Annotated in this window: 21 protein-coding genes; 9 read left to right on the forward strand and 12 right to left on the reverse strand. The window is 56.3% G+C overall.

Annotated elements, in window-relative coordinates:
- Positions 1-180 precede the first annotated feature (180 nt).
- Positions 181-1,656 carry a glucose-6-phosphate dehydrogenase gene (zwf, locus tag KTH07_RS11140; protein WP_003859771.1) on the reverse strand — a complete coding sequence of 492 codons (1,476 nt, stop codon included), beginning with the start codon at positions 1,654-1,656 and terminating at the stop codon, positions 181-183.
- A 356-nt stretch (positions 1,657-2,012) separates the two neighbouring features.
- On the opposite strand from zwf, the gene KTH07_RS11145 reads away from it, so the two are divergent.
- Both KTH07_RS11145 and pyk read left to right on the forward strand, forming a co-directional pair.
- On the forward strand, positions 2,013-2,882 hold the full coding sequence (locus KTH07_RS11145; RefSeq protein ID WP_003859769.1) for a MurR/RpiR family transcriptional regulator: 870 nt from the start codon (positions 2,013-2,015) through the stop codon (positions 2,880-2,882).
- A 114-nt stretch (positions 2,883-2,996) separates the two neighbouring features.
- Positions 2,997-4,439, forward strand: coding sequence for a pyruvate kinase (gene pyk, locus KTH07_RS11150; RefSeq protein WP_003859767.1), 1,443 nt, complete (start codon positions 2,997-2,999; stop codon positions 4,437-4,439).
- Positions 4,440-4,482: 43 nt separating this feature from the next.
- On the opposite strand, the gene lpxM is transcribed toward pyk, so the two are convergent.
- The 3 genes from lpxM to znuA all read right to left on the reverse strand — a co-directional run bounded on the left by lpxM (position 4,483) and on the right by znuA (position 7,851).
- Entirely contained in the window at positions 4,483-5,454 is a 972-nt protein-coding gene (gene lpxM, locus KTH07_RS11155) for a lauroyl-Kdo(2)-lipid IV(A) myristoyltransferase (protein ID WP_015570283.1), read from the reverse strand.
- Positions 5,455-5,571: 117 nt separating this feature from the next.
- Positions 5,572-6,891, reverse strand: coding sequence for a murein DD-endopeptidase MepM (gene mepM / locus KTH07_RS11160; RefSeq protein ID WP_023303894.1), 1,320 nt, complete (start codon positions 6,889-6,891; stop codon positions 5,572-5,574).
- Positions 6,892-6,906: 15 nt separating this feature from the next.
- A complete protein-coding gene (gene znuA / locus KTH07_RS11165) occupies positions 6,907-7,851 on the reverse strand; it encodes a zinc ABC transporter substrate-binding protein ZnuA (RefSeq protein ID WP_032103662.1) in 945 nt (314 codons plus the stop codon).
- A 77-nt stretch (positions 7,852-7,928) separates the two neighbouring features.
- Between znuA and znuC the strand changes: the two genes are divergently transcribed.
- Together znuC and znuB are read left to right on the forward strand one after the other, a co-directional pair.
- Entirely contained in the window at positions 7,929-8,684 is a 756-nt protein-coding gene (znuC, locus tag KTH07_RS11170; RefSeq protein ID WP_023296807.1) for a zinc ABC transporter ATP-binding protein ZnuC, read from the forward strand.
- A complete protein-coding gene (znuB, locus tag KTH07_RS11175; RefSeq protein ID WP_032619520.1) occupies positions 8,681-9,466 on the forward strand; it encodes a zinc ABC transporter permease subunit ZnuB in 786 nt (261 codons plus the stop codon). Before znuC ends, znuB begins: the two co-directional genes overlap by 4 nt.
- A 52-nt stretch (positions 9,467-9,518) precedes the next feature.
- Here znuB and ruvB read toward each other — a convergent pair whose 3' ends face one another.
- The 6 genes from ruvB to aspS form a co-directional block, all read right to left on the reverse strand.
- Positions 9,519-10,529, reverse strand: a complete 1,011-nt coding sequence (ruvB, locus tag KTH07_RS11180) for a Holliday junction branch migration DNA helicase RuvB (protein ID WP_003859753.1) — start codon at positions 10,527-10,529, stop codon at positions 9,519-9,521.
- Positions 10,530-10,537: 8 nt separating this feature from the next.
- Entirely contained in the window at positions 10,538-11,152 is a 615-nt protein-coding gene (gene ruvA / locus KTH07_RS11185; RefSeq protein WP_003859751.1) for a Holliday junction branch migration protein RuvA, read from the reverse strand.
- Between the two features lie 80 nt (positions 11,153-11,232).
- On the reverse strand, positions 11,233-11,754 hold the full coding sequence (gene ruvC / locus KTH07_RS11190; protein ID WP_003859749.1) for a crossover junction endodeoxyribonuclease RuvC: 522 nt from the start codon (positions 11,752-11,754) through the stop codon (positions 11,233-11,235).
- A gap of 34 nt (positions 11,755-11,788) precedes the next feature.
- Positions 11,789-12,529, reverse strand: coding sequence for a YebC/PmpR family DNA-binding transcriptional regulator (locus KTH07_RS11195; protein ID WP_003859747.1), 741 nt, complete (start codon positions 12,527-12,529; stop codon positions 11,789-11,791).
- Positions 12,530-12,556: 27 nt separating this feature from the next.
- Positions 12,557-13,000: a dihydroneopterin triphosphate diphosphatase gene (gene nudB, locus KTH07_RS11200; RefSeq protein ID WP_023296808.1), complete on the reverse strand. Its 444-nt coding sequence runs from the start codon at positions 12,998-13,000 to the stop codon at positions 12,557-12,559.
- Position 13,001: 1 nt separating this feature from the next.
- On the reverse strand, positions 13,002-14,774 hold the full coding sequence (gene aspS / locus KTH07_RS11205; protein ID WP_063161936.1) for an aspartate--tRNA ligase: 1,773 nt from the start codon (positions 14,772-14,774) through the stop codon (positions 13,002-13,004).
- Between the two features lie 262 nt (positions 14,775-15,036).
- Between aspS and KTH07_RS11210 the strand changes: the two genes are divergently transcribed.
- From KTH07_RS11210 to cmoB, 5 genes are read left to right on the forward strand one after another with little or no spacing between them, the layout of a single operon-like run.
- Positions 15,037-15,603 (forward strand): hydrolase, encoded by a 567-nt coding sequence (locus tag KTH07_RS11210; protein ID WP_015570278.1) that lies wholly within the window; start codon positions 15,037-15,039, stop codon positions 15,601-15,603.
- Entirely contained in the window at positions 15,600-16,418 is an 819-nt protein-coding gene (locus KTH07_RS11215) for a DUF72 domain-containing protein (RefSeq protein WP_023303897.1), read from the forward strand. Before KTH07_RS11210 ends, KTH07_RS11215 begins: the two co-directional genes overlap by 4 nt.
- Before the next feature lie 51 nt (positions 16,419-16,469).
- A complete protein-coding gene (locus KTH07_RS11220; RefSeq protein ID WP_003859737.1) occupies positions 16,470-16,865 on the forward strand; it encodes an MAPEG family protein in 396 nt (131 codons plus the stop codon).
- Between the two features lie 40 nt (positions 16,866-16,905).
- Entirely contained in the window at positions 16,906-17,649 is a 744-nt protein-coding gene (cmoA, locus tag KTH07_RS11225) for a carboxy-S-adenosyl-L-methionine synthase CmoA (protein WP_003859735.1), read from the forward strand.
- The gene (gene cmoB, locus KTH07_RS11230; protein ID WP_023303898.1) at positions 17,646-18,617 is read left to right on the forward strand and encodes a tRNA 5-methoxyuridine(34)/uridine 5-oxyacetic acid(34) synthase CmoB; all 972 of its coding nucleotides are present in this window, start codon (positions 17,646-17,648) and stop codon (positions 18,615-18,617) included. The genes cmoA and cmoB overlap by 4 nt, the downstream gene beginning before the upstream one ends.
- 182 nt (positions 18,618-18,799) lie before the next feature.
- Here cmoB and cutC read toward each other — a convergent pair whose 3' ends face one another.
- Positions 18,800-19,543 carry a copper homeostasis protein CutC gene (gene cutC / locus KTH07_RS11235; RefSeq protein ID WP_023303899.1) on the reverse strand — a complete coding sequence of 248 codons (744 nt, stop codon included), beginning with the start codon at positions 19,541-19,543 and terminating at the stop codon, positions 18,800-18,802.
- Between the two features lie 78 nt (positions 19,544-19,621).
- The gene (locus KTH07_RS11240) at positions 19,622-20,182 is read right to left on the reverse strand and encodes a VOC family protein (RefSeq protein WP_032619519.1); all 561 of its coding nucleotides are present in this window, start codon (positions 20,180-20,182) and stop codon (positions 19,622-19,624) included.
- Positions 20,183-20,297 lie beyond the last annotated feature (115 nt).

A 20,297-nucleotide genomic window follows, 5' to 3' on the forward strand; every position in this document is an offset into this window, starting at 1 on the left:
GGTTGTTAACAACGCTGAAACGCCTGATATCCGGAGCACAGGGGCAAAATGTCTGAAGGGAGTGTAATAAAAAAAGCTCCGCGGGTGAATCCACGCGGAGCTTAAAAGATAAAAATTATGCCACTTGCTGTGTTAGATCATGTTACCGGTAAAATAACACCTTTGGGCTAGAGAAGGTGGTTATTCAAACTCGTTCCAGGAGCGGCCATCACGGGTGATCATCGCAACGGAGGCGACAGGTCCCCAGGTTCCCGCCTGATACGGTTTTGGCGCGTCCTGATCGGCTGCCCACGCTTCAGTGATGGAGTCGACCCACTTCCACGCCTCTTCCACTTCATCGCGGCGGACGAACAGCGCCTGGATACCACGCATGGTTTCCAGCAGCAGACGCTCGTAAGCATCGGCGAGATGCGTCTGGTTGAAGGTTTCAGAGTAGCTCAGGTCCAGCTTAGTAGTTTGCAGGTTGTGTTTGTGATCAAGGCCCGGCACTTTGTTGAGGATCTGAATATCCACACCCTCGTCCGGTTGCAGACGGATGGTCAGTTTGTTCTGCGGCAGTTCCTGCCAGGATTCTTTGAACAGGTTCAGTTCCGGATTTTTGAAGTAGACCACCACTTCGGAGCATTTTGCTGGCAGACGTTTACCGGTACGCAGGTAGAACGGCACACCGGCCCAGCGCCAGTCGTCGATATCCACGCGGATCGCCACAAACGTCTCGGTGTTGCTGGACTTGTTCGCGCCCTCTTCTTCCAGATAGCCAGGAACTTTTTTCCCCTGGGCAAAACCTGCGGTGTACTGGCCGCGCACGGTTTTCTCACGCACGTTGGAGCGGTCAATACGGCGCAGTGATTTCAGCACTTTCACTTTGGCATCACGAATGCTGTCGGCCGTCAGATCTGACGGTGGAGACATGGCAATCATGCACAGAATTTGCAGCAGGTGGTTCTGGATCATGTCCCGCATCTGGCCGGCCTGGTCGAAGTAGCCCCAACGGCCTTCGATGCCCACCTCTTCCGCCACGGTAATTTCCACGTGGTCGATAGTGCGGTTGTCCCAGTTGTTCACGAACAGGGAGTTGGCAAAACGCAGCGCCAGCAGGTTCAGTACCGTCTCTTTGCCCAGATAGTGGTCAATACGGTAAACCTGACACTCCTCAAAGAACTCGCCCACCTGGTCGTTGATTTCACGCGAGGTCGCCAGCGACGTACCCAGCGGTTTCTCCATCACCACGCGCGCCGGTTTGGCGTTCAGCTTCGCCTCGCCCAGACCTTTGCAGATGGCGCCGAAGGTGCTTGGCGGCATCGCGAAATAGTTAATAGTGACACGATTTTCCTGGTCAAGCATTTCACCCAGACGGGTAAAGGCGCCTACATCATTGACGTCCAGGTTGCAGAAATCGAGACGCCCGCTCAGCTTATCCCAAAGGCTTTCATCGATTTTCTCTTTCATGAACGTTTCGAGCGCCTCGCGCACGACTTTGGTATAAGCCTCCTTATCCCAGTCTGCGCGCCCTACCCCAAGGATTCGGGTGTCGGGATGGATCTGGCCCGCTTTTTCGAGCTGATACAGGGAAGGCAGCAATTTTCGGCGTGCAAGATCGCCTTTCGCGCCGAAAATGACCAGGTCACATGCCTGGGCTGTTTGCGTTACCGCCATGTCATTCTCCTCAGTTAGATCGCCTGGTACTCTGCCAGGTATCGTTGTAATTTTATTACAATGCACTGTACTGCTTTTACGCGTTTCCTGAAACCATTAGCGCTTAACGTCGCGTGCGATACGGTGATTTTTCGTCGCCCGGGCCATTACGCCCGTCTGATGACGCAACAAACGTCGATTCTTTGCGCAACAGGGTCAGAGCAAAACCCGACGTCGATCAAGTAATGAAAAAAAACAACAACATTTCTTGTCGACGATTACCCTTTCGGGAGTCCCGGGGGTAATATCGGCTAAATCGAATCAAGATTTCATCTCTTTATGAAATCGTTTATGCCCTCATGAGCGTCTTGTTAACAATGAACATGCTGGAAAAAATCCAGTTTCAACTGGAACACCTTAGCAAATCCGAGCGCAAAGTGGCTGAAGTTATTCTCGCCGCGCCCGCTCAGGCGATTCATTCAAGCATCGCCGCTCTGGCACAGGAATCGGGCGTCAGCGAACCGACGGTCAATCGATTCTGTCGTAGTCTGGACACGCGCGGCTTTCCTGATTTTAAACTGCATCTGGCCCAAAGTCTGGCAAACGGCACCCCGTATGTTAATCGCAATGTAGATGAAGACGACAGCGTTGATGCTTACACCGCAAAAATATTTGAATCGGCTATGGCCACGCTCGACCACGTTCGCCAGTCTCTGGACATGAGTTCAGTGAATCGCGCGGTCGATCTTCTCACGCAGGCCAAACGGATTGCCTTCTTTGGCCTTGGCTCGTCCGCCGCCGTGGCGCATGACGCCATGAATAAGTTCTTTCGCTTTAACGTGCCGGTGATTTACTCCGATGACATTGTGCTGCAACGCATGAGCTGTATGAATTGTAGTGAAGATGATGTCGTGGTACTCATCTCCCATACGGGCCGCACCAAGAGCCAGGTGGAGCTGGCGCAGCTCGCGCGTGACAACGATGCGATGGTCATCGCCCTGACGACGGCAGGTACGCCGCTGGCCCGGGAAGCAACGCTCGCCATTACCCTGGACGTACCGGAGGACACCGACATGTACATGCCGATGGTCTCCCGCCTGGCGCAGTTGACGGTCATCGACGTGCTGGCGACCGGTTTTACCTTACGCCGGGGCGCAAAATTCCGGGATAACTTGAAGCGGGTCAAGGAAGCCCTGAAAGAATCGCGTTTTGATAAAGAATTGCTTATAAAGAGCGATGTTCCCTAATAACTACGATGTACGATTTACGGCATTCGGTCCCCTCGCTACTGCCTTGCGATAGATGAAGGCCGATTCTATGTTCACGCAACACCAAAGTTGTTTCAGTCAACGGAGTATTACATGTCCAGAAGGCTTCGCAGAACCAAGATCGTCACCACCTTAGGCCCGGCCACCGACCGCGATAATAACCTCGAAAAGATTATCGCCGCGGGTGCCAACGTGGTGCGCATGAACTTCTCTCACGGTACGCCAGAAGACCATAAATTACGTGCCGACAAAGTGCGTGAAATCGCAGCTAAACTGGGCCGCCATGTTGCTATCCTCGGTGACCTGCAAGGTCCAAAAATCCGCGTATCGACCTTTAAAGAAGGCAAAGTCTTCCTCAACATCGGCGATAAATTCCTGCTGGATGCCAACCTGAGTAAAGGCGAAGGCGATAAGGAAAAAGTGGGTATCGACTACAAAGGTCTGCCTGCTGACGTTGTGCCTGGCGACATCCTGCTGCTGGACGACGGACGCGTACAGCTGAAAGTGCTGGAAGTTCAGGGTATGAAGGTATTCACCGAAGTGACCGTCGGCGGCCCGCTCTCCAACAACAAAGGCATCAACAAACTCGGCGGTGGCCTGTCTGCCGAAGCGCTGACCGATAAAGACAAAGCGGATATCGTGACCGCAGCGCAGATCGGCGTGGATTACCTGGCCGTCTCCTTCCCGCGCTGCGGCGAAGATCTGAACTATGCTCGCCGCCTGGCGCGCGATGCAGGCTGCGATGCGAAAATCGTTGCGAAAGTGGAACGCGCTGAAGCGGTCTGCGATCAGGACGCGATGGACGACGTGATCCTGGCGTCTGACGTGGTGATGGTTGCCCGTGGTGACCTGGGCGTGGAAATTGGCGATCCTGAACTGGTCGGTATCCAGAAAGCGCTGATCCGTCGCGCGCGTCAGCTGAACCGCGCGGTGATCACCGCCACCCAGATGATGGAATCCATGATCACCAATCCAATGCCAACCCGTGCGGAAGTCATGGACGTGGCGAACGCCGTGCTGGATGGTACCGATGCGGTGATGCTGTCAGCGGAAACCGCGGCAGGTCAGTATCCGGCAGAAACCGTGGCCGCCATGGCGCGCGTGTGCCTGGGTGCAGAGAAGATCCCAAGCATTAACGTCTCCAAGCACCGCCTGGATATCCAGTTCGACAATGTGGAAGAAGCGATTGCGATGTCTGCGATGTACGCAGCCAACCACCTGAAAGGGGTCACGGCGATCATCACCATGACCGAATCTGGCCGTACCGCGCTAATGACGTCCCGTATCAGCTCCGGTCTGCCGATCTTCGCCATGTCCCGTCACGAGCGTACGCTGAACCTGACGGCGCTGTATCGCGGCGTGACGCCAGTATACTTCGACAGCACCAACGACGGCGTGGCCGCCGCGCACGATGCCGTGAACCTGCTGCGCGACAAAGGTTATCTGGTATCCGGTGATATCGTTATCGTGACGCAGGGTGACGTGATGAGCACCATCGGCTCAACCAATACCACCCGCGTACTGACCGTAGAGTAAGCTCCGATCCCCTCTCCCCTATGGGGAGAGGGGTGAAGGTTTCCTATTTCTTCGGGAAAAGCTCTTTACGCTTGTACGGCTCTGTTTCACCAGGTTTACGCGTTTTGAGCAACTTCAGGATCCACGTATATTGCTCCTTATGCGGCCCCACCAGCACCTCCACCTCTTCATTCATGCGACGTGCGATGGTGTGATCGTCTGCGGTCAGCAGATCGTCCATCGGTGGACGTACCTCAATGCTCAGGCGATGCGTTTTACCGTCATAAACCGGGAACAGTGGGATCACGCGGGCGCGGCAGACTTTCATCAGGCGACCAATCGCGGGTAGCGTGGCTTTATAGGTTGCGAAGAAATCGACAAACTCGCTGTGTTCCGGGCCGTGGTCCTGATCGGGCAGATAGTAGCCCCAGTAACCCTGACGTACCGACTGAATGAAAGGCTTAATGCCATCGTTTCGGGCGTGCAAACGCCCGCCAAAGCGACGGCGCACGGTATTCCAGACGAAGTCGTAGATTTTGTTTCCCTGATTATGGAACATCGCCGCCATTTTCTGGCCCTGCGACGCCATTAACATCGCCGGAATGTCTACCCCCCAGCCGTGCGGCACCAGGAAAATCACCTTTTCATCATTGCGACGCATCTCGTCGATGATCTCCAGCCCTTTCCAGTCAACGCGTTCGACGATCTTCTCCGGCCCTTTCAGCGCCAGTTCCGCCATCATCGCCATGGCCTGGGGCGCGGTGGTATACATGTCATCAATGATTGCTTCGCGTTCGGCGTCGCTTTTATCCGGAAAACAGTACAACAGATTTATTTGCGCGCGGCGGCGTGCGCTTTTACCTAAGCGCCCTGCCAGGCGCCCCACTTTGCCGAGCACCGGATCGCGGAGGGAGGCAGGTAGCAACGCCATGCCAGCAAACGCGTATACGCCAAGCCAGGCGCCCCAGTTACGCGGGTGGCGAAAAGATTTTTCGAACTCAGGAATGTACTCAATATTGTTTTTTTTGGTTTCCATGCGGGTTCCAGGGTCTGGTGACGCAAAAATATATTCGGATAGTGTAGCGAGGCTGCCGCCCGCGCACAAAAGAAAAAGCCGGCGCATACTGACGCCGGCTTTTTAAATCAGGAGAGCTTAGTCGAAGCGCAGCTGCGGCATCACCTCTTTCACCTGCGCCAGGTAATCTTTGCGATCTTTGCCGGTCAGCCCTTCGGTGCGCGGCAGTTTTGCCGTCAGCGGGTTAACTGCCTGCTGGTTGACCCACACTTCGTAGTGCAGGTGCGGCCCCGTCGACCGGCCGGTGTTACCGGACAACGCGATGCGATCGCCACGTTTCACTTTCTGGCCCGGTTTGACCAGCAGTTTACGCAGGTGCATGTAGCGGGTGGTGTACGTACGACCGTGACGAATAGCAACGTAGTAGCCAGCAGCACCGCTGCGTTTCGCCATGACCACTTCACCATCCCCTACCGCCAGCACTGGCGTGCCCTGCGGCATGGCGAAGTCAACGCCACGGTGCGGCGCTACGCGGCCAGTTACCGGGTTCAGACGACGCGGGTTGAAGTTGGAGGAGACGCGGAACTGTTTCGCCGTTGGGAAACGCAGGAAGCCTTTTGCCAGACCCGTACCGCTGCGGTCATAGAACTTACCGTCTTCCGCGCGAATAGCGTAGTAGTCTTTGCCGTCTGAACGCAGACGAACGCCCACCAGCTGGCTCTGCTCGCGCTTACCGTCCAGCATTTCGCGGGACATCAGGACAGAGAACTGATCGCCTTTTTTCAGTTTGCGGAAATCCATCTGCCACTGCATGGCTTTGATCACCGAGCTGATTTCAGCGCTGGTCAGGCCGGCATCGCGTGCGCTGGAAACAAAGCTGCCGCCGACGGTCCCTTTCATGACGCTGTTAACCCAGTCGCCCTGCTGCAATTCGCTGGTCATTTTGAAACCGTTTGCAGTGCGATCGTAGGTGCGGGTTTCGCGACGGGACATCTCCCAGGTCAGACGTTGCAGATCGCCGTCGGGCGTTAGGGTCCAGGAAAGCTGCTGACCAATTTTCAGGTTACGCAGCTCTTTATCGGATGCGGCGAGCTGGCTGATGTTGCCCATGTCGATACCGTACTGGTTCAGGACGCTGCTCAGCGTATCGCCAGTAGATACAACATATTCATGAATGCCGGCTTCATTCTGGATCTTGTCATCCAGCTCATCCTGGGGAATCGCTTCATCTTCCTGAGCGGCCTGATCGATAGGCTCGCTGGCCTCAGGCAGCAGAGAGCGGATCTCGCTCTTCTCCAGTTCGATGGTTTTAATGATTGGGGCGGAACTCGGGTGGTAAACATAGGGCCGCCAGACGGCGACCGCTAATGTGAGAACTGTAAGCGACCCCAGCATAACGCGGTGGGGTCGAGGCAGATTGTTAAATGCCAGGGCGACAGAGCGGGCTATCTGTTGCACGTATTCACTTCCTCGTTAATCTCCTTTCAGGCAGCTCGCATACTGATTCGCCAGTTGGCTGAGGAACTGCGAATAGCTCGCTTTGCTCAACTGGATGTTCGTACCTAGCGGGTCAAGGGTTCCCATGCGCACGGATGTTCCCCTGGCCACGGCTTCTACGACCGCTGGCCTGAACTGTGGCTCAGCAAAAACGCATGTCGCTTTTTGCTCAACCAACTGTGTTCTGATTTCATGTAAACGCTGCGCACCAGGCTGAATTTCAGGGTTGACGGTAAAATGCCCCAGCGGGGTCAGACCGTAATGTTTCTCGTAATACCCGTAGGCATCATGAAAAACGAAGTACCCTTTTCCTTTAAGCGGTGCGAGCTCGTTACCCACCTGTTTGTCGGTTGCGGCTAATTGAGCCTCAAAATCCTTCAGGTTGGCGTCGAGTTTGATTCGACTTTGCGGCATAAGTTCCACTAATTTGTCGTGGATTGCAACCGCTGTAAGCCGCGCTATCTCTGGGGAGAGCCAGAGATGCATGTTGTATTCGCCGTGATGGTGATGGTCGTCACCTTTTTCACCGTGAGCATGGTCGTGGTCGTGTTCGTCACCCTCGTCCTCAGCTCCTTTCATGAGTAACGGTTTCACGCCGGACAGCCCGGCAATCGTCACCTGTTTCTCAGCGGGAAGCTGACTGGCTGACTTCTGCATGAACGCTTCCATCTCAGGACCAATCCAGACGACTAAGTCCGCGTTCTGTAAGCGTTTTACATCAGATGGACGCAGGGAATAATCATGCTCGGAAGCACCGTCAGGCAGCAGAACCTGGGTCTCAGTGACCCCATCCGCGATGGCAGAGGCGATAAATCCAAGCGGTTTAAGCGAAGCGACAACGGCGGCGTTAACATCTTGTGCTGTTGTACCCCAAAGAGCAGCGGATAAAGCTGCGAAAAGAAGCGTATTTTTCTGTAACATAATGCGACTAATCATCGTAATGAATGCGTTGGATGTGATATTATAACATTCGATGACTTCTGCAAGCTTAAATTGACATGACGACTTTAGTTTCTCTTGAAAATGTTTCGGTCTCATTCGGCCAGCGCCGCGTCCTTTCTGAGGTGTCGCTGAATCTGAAGCCCGGCAAAATACTCACGCTGCTCGGCCCTAACGGTGCAGGCAAGTCGACGCTGGTACGCGTCGTATTAGGCCTGGTAGCCCCTGATGCAGGTGTTATCGTCCGCCAAGACAAGTTGCGTATCGGCTATGTGCCGCAAAAATTACACCTCGATGCCACCCTGCCCCTGACGGTGAGCCGCTTCCTGCGCCTCCGTCCCGGTACGCGTAAAGCGGATATCCTCCCGGCGCTGAAACGCGTTCAGGCGGGACATCTTGTTGAGGCGCCCTTGCAAAAGCTGTCGGGCGGTGAAACCCAGCGCGTATTACTTGCCCGCGCCCTGCTCAGCAGCCCTCAGCTGCTGGTCCTGGACGAGCCGACGCAGGGTGTTGACGTCAACGGTCAGGTTGCGCTGTACGATCTGATTGACCAGCTCCGTCGGGAGCTAAACTGCGCGGTGCTGATGGTGTCCCATGATCTGCACCTGGTGATGGCCAAAACCGACGAAGTGCTGTGCCTGAACCATCACATTTGTTGTTCCGGCACGCCGGAAGTGGTGTCAATGCATCCGGAATTTATCTCTATGTTTGGCCATCGCGGCGCCGAACAGCTGGGCATCTATCGTCATAATCACAATCACCGCCATGATTTACAGGGACGAATCGTCCTGCGTCGGGGAAATGGACACTCATGATTGAACTGTTACTGCCCGGCTGGCTGGCCGGGATTATGCTTGCCTGCGCCGCGGGTCCACTCGGCTCGTTTGTCGTCTGGCGCAGAATGTCCTATTTCGGCGATACGCTGGCCCATGCTTCATTGCTGGGTGTGGCGTTTGGTTTGTTACTGGACGTGAACCCGTTTTATGCGGTGATTGTCGTCACGCTGCTGCTGGCTGCCGGTCTGGTCTGGCTGGAAAAACGCCCTCACCTGGCAATTGATACCCTGCTCGGCATTATGGCGCACAGCGTCCTGTCGCTGGGCCTGGTGGTAGTGAGCCTGATGTCAAACATCCGCGTAGACCTGATGGCCTATCTGTTCGGCGATCTGCTGGCCGTCACGCCCGAAGATCTGATTTCTATTGCCATTGGCGTGGCAGTGGTGCTCGGGATCCTGCTGTGGCAGTGGCGAAATTTACTGGCTATGACCGTCAGCCCGGATCTGGCCTTTGTCGACGGCGTGAAGCTTCAGCGCGTGAAGCTGCTATTGATGCTGGTGACGGCGTTAACCATCGGCGTGGCGATGAAGTTTGTCGGCGCGCTGATCATCACGTCGCTGCTGATAATTCCTGCCGCCACTGCGCGCCGTTTTGCGCGTACGCCGGAGCAAATGGCCGGTATCGCGGTGATTATCGGAATGATTGCGGTGACGGGCGGGTTAACCTTCTCGGCGTTTTATGACACGCCAGCGGGGCCGTCGGTGGTACTGTGCGCGGCGGTGTTGTTTATTTTCAGTATGATGAAAAAGACCGCGCAGTAGTCAGCATGTCCCCGGTGGCGCTTCGCTTACCGGGGCTACAATTTATCGCTGCTTACGGCATCGCGGGCGGCGTAATGCCGAAATGATTCCACGCCCGCACCGTTGCCATACGACCACGCGGGGTACGCTGCAAGAAGCCCTGCTGGATCAGATACGGCTCCAGCACGTCCTCGATAGTCTCACGCTCTTCGCCAATTGCCGCCGCCAGGTTATCCAGCCCTACCGGCCCGCCAAAGAACTTATCCAGCACCGCCAGCAGCAGCTTACGGTCCATATAGTCAAAGCCTTCGGCATCGACATTCAGCATATCCAGCGCCTGGGCGGCGATCTCGGCCGATATGGTGCCGTCGTGCTTCACCTCGGCAAAGTCACGCACCCGGCGCAGCAGGCGGTTGGCGATACGCGGCGTACCGCGGGAGCGCTTCGCCACTTCAAACGCCCCCTCTTCGCTCATATCCAGCCCCATGTAGCGCGCGCTGCGGCCCACAATATGCTGAAGGTCAGGCACCTGATAAAACTCCAGACGCTGCACGATACCAAACCGGTCGCGTAGCGGAGAGGTCAGAGAGCCGGCGCGGGTCGTGGCGCCAATCAGGGTAAACGGCGGCAGATCGATTTTGATCGAGCGCGCGGCCGGGCCTTCACCGATCATGATATCCAGCTGGTAATCCTCCATTGCCGGATAGAGCACTTCCTCCACCACCGGTGAAAGACGGTGGATCTCATCGATAAACAGCACGTCATGCGGTTCGAGGTTGGTCAGCATCGCCGCCAGGTCCCCTGCTTTCTCCAGTACCGGGCCGGAGGTGGTACGCAGGTTAACGCCCATTTCATTGGCGACGATATTCGCCAGGGTGGTTTTACCTAACCCCGGCGGCCCAAAAATCAGCAGGTGATCGAGCGCATCGCCGCGCAGCTTTGCCGCCTGGATGAAAATCTCCATCTGAGAACGAACCTGCGGCTGGCCGATGTACTCATCCAGCAGTTTGGGACGGATCGCGCGATCCACCACGTCATCTGGCTGAATAGTGCCTGCCGATACCAGGCGGTCTGCTTCAATCATCCTTTACCTCACAATGCAGCGCGCAGCGCTTCACGAATCAGAGTTTCACTGCTGGCATCCGGTTTAGCAATTTTGCTCACCATCCGGCTGGCCTCCTGAGGTTTATAGCCCAGCGCCACCAGCGCGGCAACCGCTTCCTGCTCGGCATCATCATCCGATGCAGGCGCGCCCGGGGAAGTCAGCACCAGATCGGCTGCCGGCGTGAACAGATCGCCATGCAGACCTTTGAAGCGGTCCTTCATCTCGACAATCAGGCGCTCGGCGGTTTTCTTCCCGATGCCCGGAAGTTTAATTAACGCAGCTGGATCTTCACGCTCAACGGCGTTCACAAACTGTGGCGCTGACATACCGGACAGAATCGCCAGGGCCAGCTTCGGCCCGACGCCGTTGGTTTTAATCAATTCGCGGAACAGTGTGCGTTCCTGTTTGTTATTGAAGCCGTACAGCAGCTGAGCATCTTCACGCACCACAAACTGGGTAAAGACAACCGCCTCTTTGCCCGCCTCCGGCAGCTCATAGAAGCAGGTCATCGGCATATGGACTTCATAGCCCACGCCACCCACCTCCAGCAGCACTAACGGGGGTTGTTTTTCAATGATGATGCCTCTGAGTCTGCCTATCACGTGACGCTCCTGCGTTCTGGAAGAAATTATCTGCCGACATAATAAAAAAAGGCTGGATAAACATCCAGCCTGATTTGTCATTATCGTAACCTGCCTCGCGCCAGATTGAGCCGCGACTCGCTCATTTGCATCGCATTCTGGCTGACGTGACAGTGGGTAATCGCAATGGCCAGCGCATCCGCGGCGTCGGCCTGCGGGTTCGCAGGGAGCTTCAGCAGGGTACGCACCATGTGCTGCACCTGGCTTTTCTCCGCGCTACCAATGCCCACCACCGTCTGCTTAACCTGACGGGCCGCGTACTCAAACACCGGCAGATCCTGGTTCACGGCGGCAACAATCGCCACGCCGCGCGCCTGACCGAGCTTTAACGCCGAGTCAGCGTTTTTCGCCATAAAGACCTGCTCGATGGCGAAATAGTCCGGCTGGAACTGGGTGATGATCTCCGACACGCCCGCATAGATGAGCTTCAGGCGCGATGGCAGATCGTCCACTTTGGTGCGAATACAGCCGCTGCCGAGGTAGGTTAGCTGGCGTCCCACCTGACGGATAACGCCATAGCCGGTGACGCGTGAGCCGGGGTCAATCCCGAGAATAATCGACATCACGCGTCTCCCGTAAACGGTTTACAGGCTCTCATCAGAGAGTCGCTGCAACCTCATCAGAGATTTCACCGTTGTGATACACTTCCTGCACGTCGTCGCAGTCTTCGAGCATGTCGATCAGACGCAGCAGTTTCGGTGCGGTTTCCGCATCCATGTCCGCTTTGGTAGACGGGATCATGGAGACTTCAGCGTTATCCGCCTTCAGGCCAGCCGCTTCCAGCGCATCGCGCACGGCACCCATCTCTTCCCATGCGGTGTAAACATCAATAGCACCGTCGTCGTAGGTCACCACGTCTTCCGCACCGGCTTCCAGCGCCGCTTCCATGATCGCATCTTCGTCGCCTTTCTCGAAGGAGATGACGCCTTTTTTGCTGAACAGGTACGCTACAGAACCGTCAGTGCCCAGGTTGCCGCCAGTTTTGGTGAACGCGTGACGCACTTCCGCAACGGTACGATTACGGTTGTCGGACAGACACTCAACCATCACCGCCGTACCGCCAGGACCGTAACCTTCATAAATGATGGTTTCCATGTTCGCGTCTTCATCACCGCCCACGCCACGTGCGATGGCACGGTTCAGGGTGTCACGCGTCATGTTGTTGGACAGGGCTTTATCCACCGCCGCGCGCAGACGTGGGTTAGAGGCCGGATCGCCGCCGCCCAAACGCGCCGCTGTCACCAGCTCACGAATGATTTTGGTAAAGATTTTACCGCGTTTGGCATCCTGTGCCGCTTTGCGGTGTTTGGTGTTGGCCCACTTACTATGACCTGCCATAAAAAGTTCTCCAAAAATCGCGCCTTCTCAGGCAGCGTTAATTACAAATTCTTCAATCGCCTGCCGGTTGCTCCACGACTTGGTCAGTGCGGCGGCATCCGCCGCATTCACCCAGCGGTAGGTCAGGTGTTCCGTGAACACGATCTCCCGCTCATGGGGAAGCGCAAGGCAGAACCACGATTCCGTATTGCGCTCAATGCCCGGTGCATAGCGATGACGTAAATGGCTAAAAATTTCAAACTCCACCGTGCGCTGACAGTCCTTCAGGGTCAGTTGCTCGTAAGCAACATCAATGGCGACCTCTTCCTTTACTTCACGCGCGGCGGCCTGCGGCGCGGTCTCCCCCTCTTCCAGGCTGCCGGTAACCGACTGCCAGAAATCCGGATCGTCGCGCCGCTGCAACATCAGCACCCGCTTCGTGTCTTCTGCATAAATGACCACCAGAACCGAAACGGGACGCTTATATGCCATATCAGTTTTTCTCTTCCTTCTTCACCACCTCAATGCCCAGCTCAGCCAGCGCGGCCGGGTTGGCAAAGCTTGGCGCTTCAGTCATCAGACACGCCGCTGCGGTGGTTTTCGGGAAGGCGATCACATCACGGATGTTGTCGGTGCCGGTCAGCAGCATGGTCAGACGGTCAAGACCGAAGGCCAGACCCGCGTGCGGAGGGGTACCGTACTTCAGGGCGTCCAGCAGGAAGCCAAACTTCTCGCGCTGCTCCTGCTCGTTAATGCCCAGAATGCCGAACACGGTCTGCTGCATTTCACCGCTGTGAATACGCACGGAGCCGCCGCCCACTTCGTAGCCGTTGATGACCATATCGTAGGCGTTTGCCACCGCGTCTTCCGGCGCCGCTTTCAGCTCTGCCGCCGTCATCTCTTTTGGCGAGGTGAACGGGTGGTGCATCGCGGTCAGGCCGCCTTCACCGTCGTCTTCAAACATCGGGAAGTCGATCACCCACAGCGGCGCCCATTTGCTTTCGTCGGTCAGGTTCAGGTCTTTGCCGAGCTTCAGACGCAGCGCGCCCATCGCATCCGCAACCACTTTCTTGTTGTCTGCGCCGAAGAAGATCATGTCGCCGTCCTGCGCGCCGGTGCGCTCAAGGATCGCTTCCACGATGTCCGCATTCAGGAACTTCGCCACCGGGCTGGTGATGCCTTCCAGACCTTTTGCACGCTCGGTTACTTTAATATAGGCCAGACCTTTCGCGCCGTAGATCTTGATGAAGCTGCCGTAGTCGTCAATCTGCTTACGGCTCAGGGCAGCACCGCCCGGAACGCGCAGGGCAGCCACGCGGCCTTTCGGATCGTTAGCCGGGCCAGCAAAGACCGCGAACTCAACGGCTTTCACCAGGTCTGCCACGTCCACCAGCTCCATCGGGTTACGCAGGTCTGGTTTGTCAGAACCGTAGCGACGCTCGGCTTCCGCGAAGGTCATGACAGGGAAATCGCCCAGCTCAACGCCTTTCACGTCGTTCCACAGGCTACGCACCAGGGCTTCCATCACCTCACGCACCTGCTCAGCGGTCATGAAGGAGGTTTCCACATCGATCTGGGTAAATTCTGGCTGACGGTCAGCGCGCAGGTCTTCGTCGCGGAAGCATTTCACGATCTGATAGTAGCGATCGAAGCCGGACATCATCAGCAGCTGTTTGAAAAGCTGTGGTGACTGCGGCAGCGCGTAGAATTTGCCTTTATGGACGCGGGATGGCACCAGGTAGTCGCGCGCGCCTTCCGGCGTGGCTTTGGTCAGCATCGGGGTTTCGATATCAAGGAAACCGTGGTCATCCATAAAACGGCGCACCAGGCTGGTGATTTTCGCACGGGTTTTCAGGCGCTGAGCCATTTCCGGACGACGCAGATCCAGGTAGCGGTATTTCAGACGCGCTTCTTCGGTGTTGACGTGGTTGGAGTCCAGCGGCAACGCTTCCGCGCGGTTGATGATCGTCAGATCGGACGCCAGCACTTCGATAGCGCCGGTCGCCATGTCGGCGTTGACGTTTTTCTCGTCACGCGCACGCACGGTGCCCGTCACCTGAATGCAGAACTCATTGCGCAGCTCAGAAGCCAGCTTCAACGCATCAGCGCGATCCGGATCGAAGAACACCTGAACGATACCTTCGCGGTCACGCATATCAATAAAGATAAGGCTACCAAGATCGCGACGACGATTGACCCAACCACACAGGGTGACCTGCTGCCCGACGTGGGACTGACGCAGCTGCCCGCAATATTCTGTACGCATGAGATATCCCTTAATTAGCCGCAGGCTGATTGTCGCCTGTCTCGCAGGCTACGATGTCGCAGCTTTCTGTATGTCACAACTGGATGAAAAAAGGCGGCTATTATACTGGAAATTCTGCCGCACGATAAGAGCGAAGCACGGCCTGACGCGCGTTTGCTGAACTCTTATTGCCTATTCTCACAAAAATTAACAAAATTATCCGACCGATAACAGGCCATCACGTCGTAAGGTGTAGAAAAGCAATCATTTGACGGGAGTGACGATGTTTACACTTGATGCCACCAAAACCGCCCTTGTGGTCATTGATTTACAGGAAGGCATTCTGCCTTTTGCCGGTGGTCCGCACACCGCTGACGATGTGGTCAGCCGCGCTGCGCGCCTGGCAGAAAAATGCCGCGCCAGCGGCTCGCCTGTTGTTATGGTGCGCGTCGGCTGGTCCGCTGATTTCGCCGAAGCGTTAAAACAGCCGGTTGATGCCAAGGCCCCGGCGCAGGCGCTGCCGGACAACTGGTGGACATATCCTGTCTCGCTCGGTAAACGCGACAGCGATATAGAAGTCACCAAACGCCAGTGGGGCGCATTCTACGGCACCGACCTGGAGCTCCAGCTGCGCCGTCGCGGGATCGACACTATTATTCTGTGCGGGATCTCCACCAACATCGGTGTGGAATCCACCGCCCGTAACGCCTGGGAGCTGGGCTTTAACCTGGTGATCGCGGAAGATGCGTGCAGCGCAGCCTCTGCGGATCAGCACCAGGGCAGCATGACCCATATCTTCCCGCGTATCGGTCGCGTGCGCAGCACGGATGAGATCCTCAGCGCGCTATGATGTACGTGGGCCTGCCCCAGTGGTCGCACCCGAAATGGGTGCGCCTGGGTATTACCAGCCTTGAAGAGTATGCCCGACACTTTAACTGCGTGGAGGGCAATACCACGCTGTACGCTCTGCCCCGCGCGGAGATCGTCGAACGCTGGCGCGAGCAAACCAGCGACGACTTCCGCTTTTGCTTTAAATTCCCGGCGACCATCTCCCACAACGCCGCGCTGCGCAACTGCGATGATTTAACCCACGAGTTTTTCACCCGGATGTCGCCTCTGGCCAACCGTATTGGCCAGTACTGGCTCCAGCTTCCCGCCACGTTTGGCCCGCGCGACCTGCCTGCCCTCTGGCAGTTTCTCGACGCCCTGCCGCATGGCTTCACCTACGGCGTAGAAGTAAGGCATCCGGAATTCTTTGCCAAGGGCGACGCGGAGAAAGCGCTCAATCGCGGCCTGCATGAACGATCGGTCAACCGCGTGATCCTCGACAGCCGCCCCGTACATAGCGCAATCCCGCACAGCGAAGCCGTTGTTGATGCCCAGCGCAAAAAACCGAAAGTGCCCGTCCACGCGATCGTAACGGCACAGAACCCGATGGTCCGGTTTATCGGCAGCGATAACATGCAGCAAAATGAGGAGATGTTCGCCGTCTGGCTGCAAACGCTGGCGAAATGGGAGCACACCACCACGCCGTACCTTTTTTTACATACGCCGGATATCGCACAGGCGCCTGAACTGGTCGATGCTCTCTGGCAGGCCTTGCAGCAGGCGGTTCCGTCGGTTGGCCCCGCGCCGTCCATCCCACAACAATCTTCTCTTTTCTGAAATCACCCCCTATCATAGAGACGTGCCATCTGCCAAAAACAGGGAGTTAGTATGGTCAGCGCGCTGTATGCGGTGTTAGGTGCATTACTGCTGATTAAGTTTTCATTTGATGTTGTGCGCCTGAGAATGCAGTACCGCGTCTCGTACGGTGACGGGGGCTTTTCTGAGCTACAAAGCGCAATCCGCATCCACGGCAACGCGGTCGAGTACATTCCCGTCGCGTTAATTTTACTGCTGTTAATGGAGATGGATGGCGCTGAAACCTGGATGGTGCACGTCTGTGGGCTGCTGCTGATTGCAGGGCGTTTGATGCATTATTATGGTTTTCACCACCGCCTGATCCGCTGGCGTCGTTCCGGCATGAGCGCGACCTGGTGCTCGCTTTTGCTGATGGTGCTGGCTAACCTTTGGTATATGCCGTGGGAGTTGGTTTTCTCCTTCCATTAGCGCACAATATGCCCCTTTATTTTTCCCGGATTTTTACGTTATGTCAGATCGCGACACGCTTTTTTCCGCGCCTATCGCCAGCCTGGGCGACTGGACCTTTGATGAACGGGTAGCCGAAGTCTTCCCGGATATGATCCAGCGCTCTGTTCCCGGTTATTCCAATATTATCTCCATGATCGGCATGCTGGCGGAGCGTTTTGTTCAACCCGGCACGCAGGTCTATGACCTGGGTTGTTCGCTGGGAGCGGCAACGCTGTCTATTCGTCGTAACGTTCATCACGAAGGCTGCAAGATTGTGGCTGTCGATAACTCACCGGCTATGGTTGAACGCTGCCGTCGCCACATTGATGCGTATAAAGCCCCTACGCCTGTGGAGGTGGTAGAAGGCGATATCCGCGATATCGACATCCAGAACGCCTCGATGGTGGTACTGAACTTTACCCTTCAGTTCCTGGTACCGGACGATCGTCAGCGGTTGCTGGATAAGATTTATCAGGGCCTGAACCCGGGCGGCGCGCTGGTGTTGTCTGAGAAATTCAGCTTTGAAGACGCCAGCGTGGGCGAACTGCTGTTCAACATGCACCATGATTTCAAGCGTGCAAATGGCTACAGCGAGCTGGAGATCAGCCAGAAGCGCAGCATGCTTGAAAACGTCATGCTGACGGATTCTGTAGAAACCCACAAAGCGCGCCTGCGCAAAGCCGGATTTGAACACAGCGAACTGTGGTTCCAGTGCTTTAACTTTGGTTCTCTGGTGGCGCTTAAAGCCGGAGACGCAGCATGATCGAGTTCGGTAATTTCTATCAGCTGATTGCCAAAAACCACCTTTCCCACTGGCTGGAAACCCTGCCTGCGCAAATTGCCGCCTGGCAGCGCGATCAGCAGCATGGTCTGTTGAAGCAGTGGTCCAACGCCGTGGAGTTTCTGCCTGAACTGACGCCTCATCGTCTGGATTTGCTGCACAGCGTGACGGCGGAGAGCGAAGAGCCGCTCCCGGCCGGGCAGATCAACCGCATCGAAACGCTGATGCGTAACCTGATGCCGTGGCGCAAAGGGCCGTTCTCGCTGTACGGTGTAAATATCAACACCGAGTGGCGCTCTGACTGGAAGTGGGATCGCGTTCTGCCGCATTTATCCGACCTGACCGGGCGCACCATTCTGGACGTGGGCTGCGGTAGCGGCTATCACATGTGGCGCATGATCGGCGCAGGCGCGCATCTGGCCGTCGGTATCGATCCGATGCAGCTGTTCCTGTGCCAGTTTGAAGCGGTGCGTAAGCTCCTGGGTAACGACCAGCGTGCGCACCTGCTGCCGCTGGGTATCGAGCAACTCCCTGCCCTGAAAGCGTTTGATACCGTTTTCTCGATGGGTGTGCTGTACCACCGTCGTTCCCCGCTGGAGCATCTCTGGCAGTTGAAAGATCAGCTGGTCAGCGGCGGCGAACTGGTGCTGGAAACGCTGGTCATCGAAGGCGATGAACATGCCGTTCTGGTGCCGGGCGATCGCTATGCGCAGATGCGCAACGTTTACTTCATCCCTTCCGCGCTGGCGCTGAAGAACTGGCTGGAGAAATGTGGGTTTGTCGATGTACGCATCGCCGATGTGTGCGTGACGTCAGTTGAGGAACAGCGCCGCACCGACTGGATGATCACCGAATCGCTGGAGCAATTCCTCGACCCGGACGATCACAGTAAAACCATCGAAGGCTATCCGGCCCCGATGCGTGCGGTATTGATTGCGACCAAGCCGTAGCCTTTAGCCGGGTGGCGGCTGCGCCTTACCCGGCCTACGCGTGATTTCGTAGGCCCGGTAAGCGCAGCGCCACCGGGCAAAAAAGAAAAAAGAAAAAAAGGCCCCTGTGTAATTTGCAGGGGCCTGGTACAAGCAAGCATCATATTGGGCGACATGATGCGCGGTAAAAAATCGGTACGTTGCTACACGTGATGACGTTCAATCAACGATTTCATTACCGCAACCGACTCTCCATCCACACCGTAGCGCGAGTACTCATCCGCTTCAGCATCCGTCGACATTGACAACCCTGTATTGCGATAACGCATGGGTGAAGGTATCCATTTACCCGCCGAGCTGTGCAGCTCTTCCACCCCTGCGTTTAAAAACAGTTCCAGATTGCTGGCGCGTACTCCTGCGCCCGCCATGATTATTGGAACACCGGAATGTGCTTTTAGTTCCGTAATTAATTTCAGTCCTTTTTCAGCCGAGGACTGCTGGCCCGACGTCAGAACGCGCGCCACGCCCAGTTCTGCCAGCGTATCAAAGGCTTGTATCGGATCCTTACACATATCGAACGCACGATGAAAAGTGACCGCCATCCCCCGGGCGGCGCGCATGACCTGACGCATACGCGGAAGATCGATGTTGCCGTCTTCGTCCAGCACACCGATCACAAGCCCCGGAAAACCGGAATCACGGACGAGGGCGATATCCTCAAGCATGGCACTGAACTCACCCGCCGTATAACAAAAATCACCGCCGCGCGGGCGAATAATCGGGTGCACCGGAATGGTGATGGCCTGGCGGGCTGATTTCAGCACGCCAAAGGACGGGGTTAATCCCCCTTCTTTCGGTGCCGCGCAAAGCTCGATGCGATCGGCCCCGTGCCGTTGCGCAGTGACGCCACACTCCACGCTGTAACAACAAATTTCCAGCAGCGCCATGTCATCCTCCTTAAATTTCACTCAACGTACCATCGTGGCACGTTGCCCGATTGATGTCTGGATCGACGCTCACAATGCTTACGCTTCGCTGGCGACGATCTGCTCGATAGTCCAGGGATGGAATTTCACCGTCACGTTGCCGTCCGTTACGGCAAGCGTAGGGTTCGGTAAGCGTTCGCGCTCCCCTTTTGGCGAGCTGGTTTTGACGAAAATACCCGGCTGGCTTAACCCCTCGTCGGAAAGCAGCGCCAGCGCACGGGCGTTCAGCGTCTCGGGCTCCCCAGGCAGAACAATTTCGATATGCTCCCAGCCTTCGTGCGGATAACGCTTCTCTCCTGGCCAGGGCAGTTCCACAACGGTGAATTGCCAGTGCGCCACCGTTACCGGCGCGTGAAGTTTGAACAGGCAGATCGGGCGACCGTTAATGATATTCTCCGACAGCAGTTCTCCGCACTGCTCAAAGCCACGCCGCCAGCGTTCGGCGGTGGCATTCTGGTGGCAGCGCAAAGAGATGTGATCGGCCTCAAGCGGCGCGATATCCAGCCCGAGACGGGTGGCAAGTTCTGTGAACGCCTGAATGAAGCGCGGTAAATCTGCGGAAATATCATGCAGTTCGTCAATGGTATGCCAGTTCGCCATAGGTCAGTCTCGTTTCGTGTCGCAAAGCCGCTAATTTACTCTGTTGCCCTCTGTCGACCAACCGCAGAATCACGGTTTTTTCGACTGCATGATTATGCATACCGTCTTCGCCTGG

The sequence above is a fragment of the Enterobacter cloacae complex sp. ECL72 genome (assembly GCF_019056635.1).
GTDB lineage: Bacteria > Pseudomonadota > Gammaproteobacteria > Enterobacterales > Enterobacteriaceae > Enterobacter > Enterobacter hormaechei_C.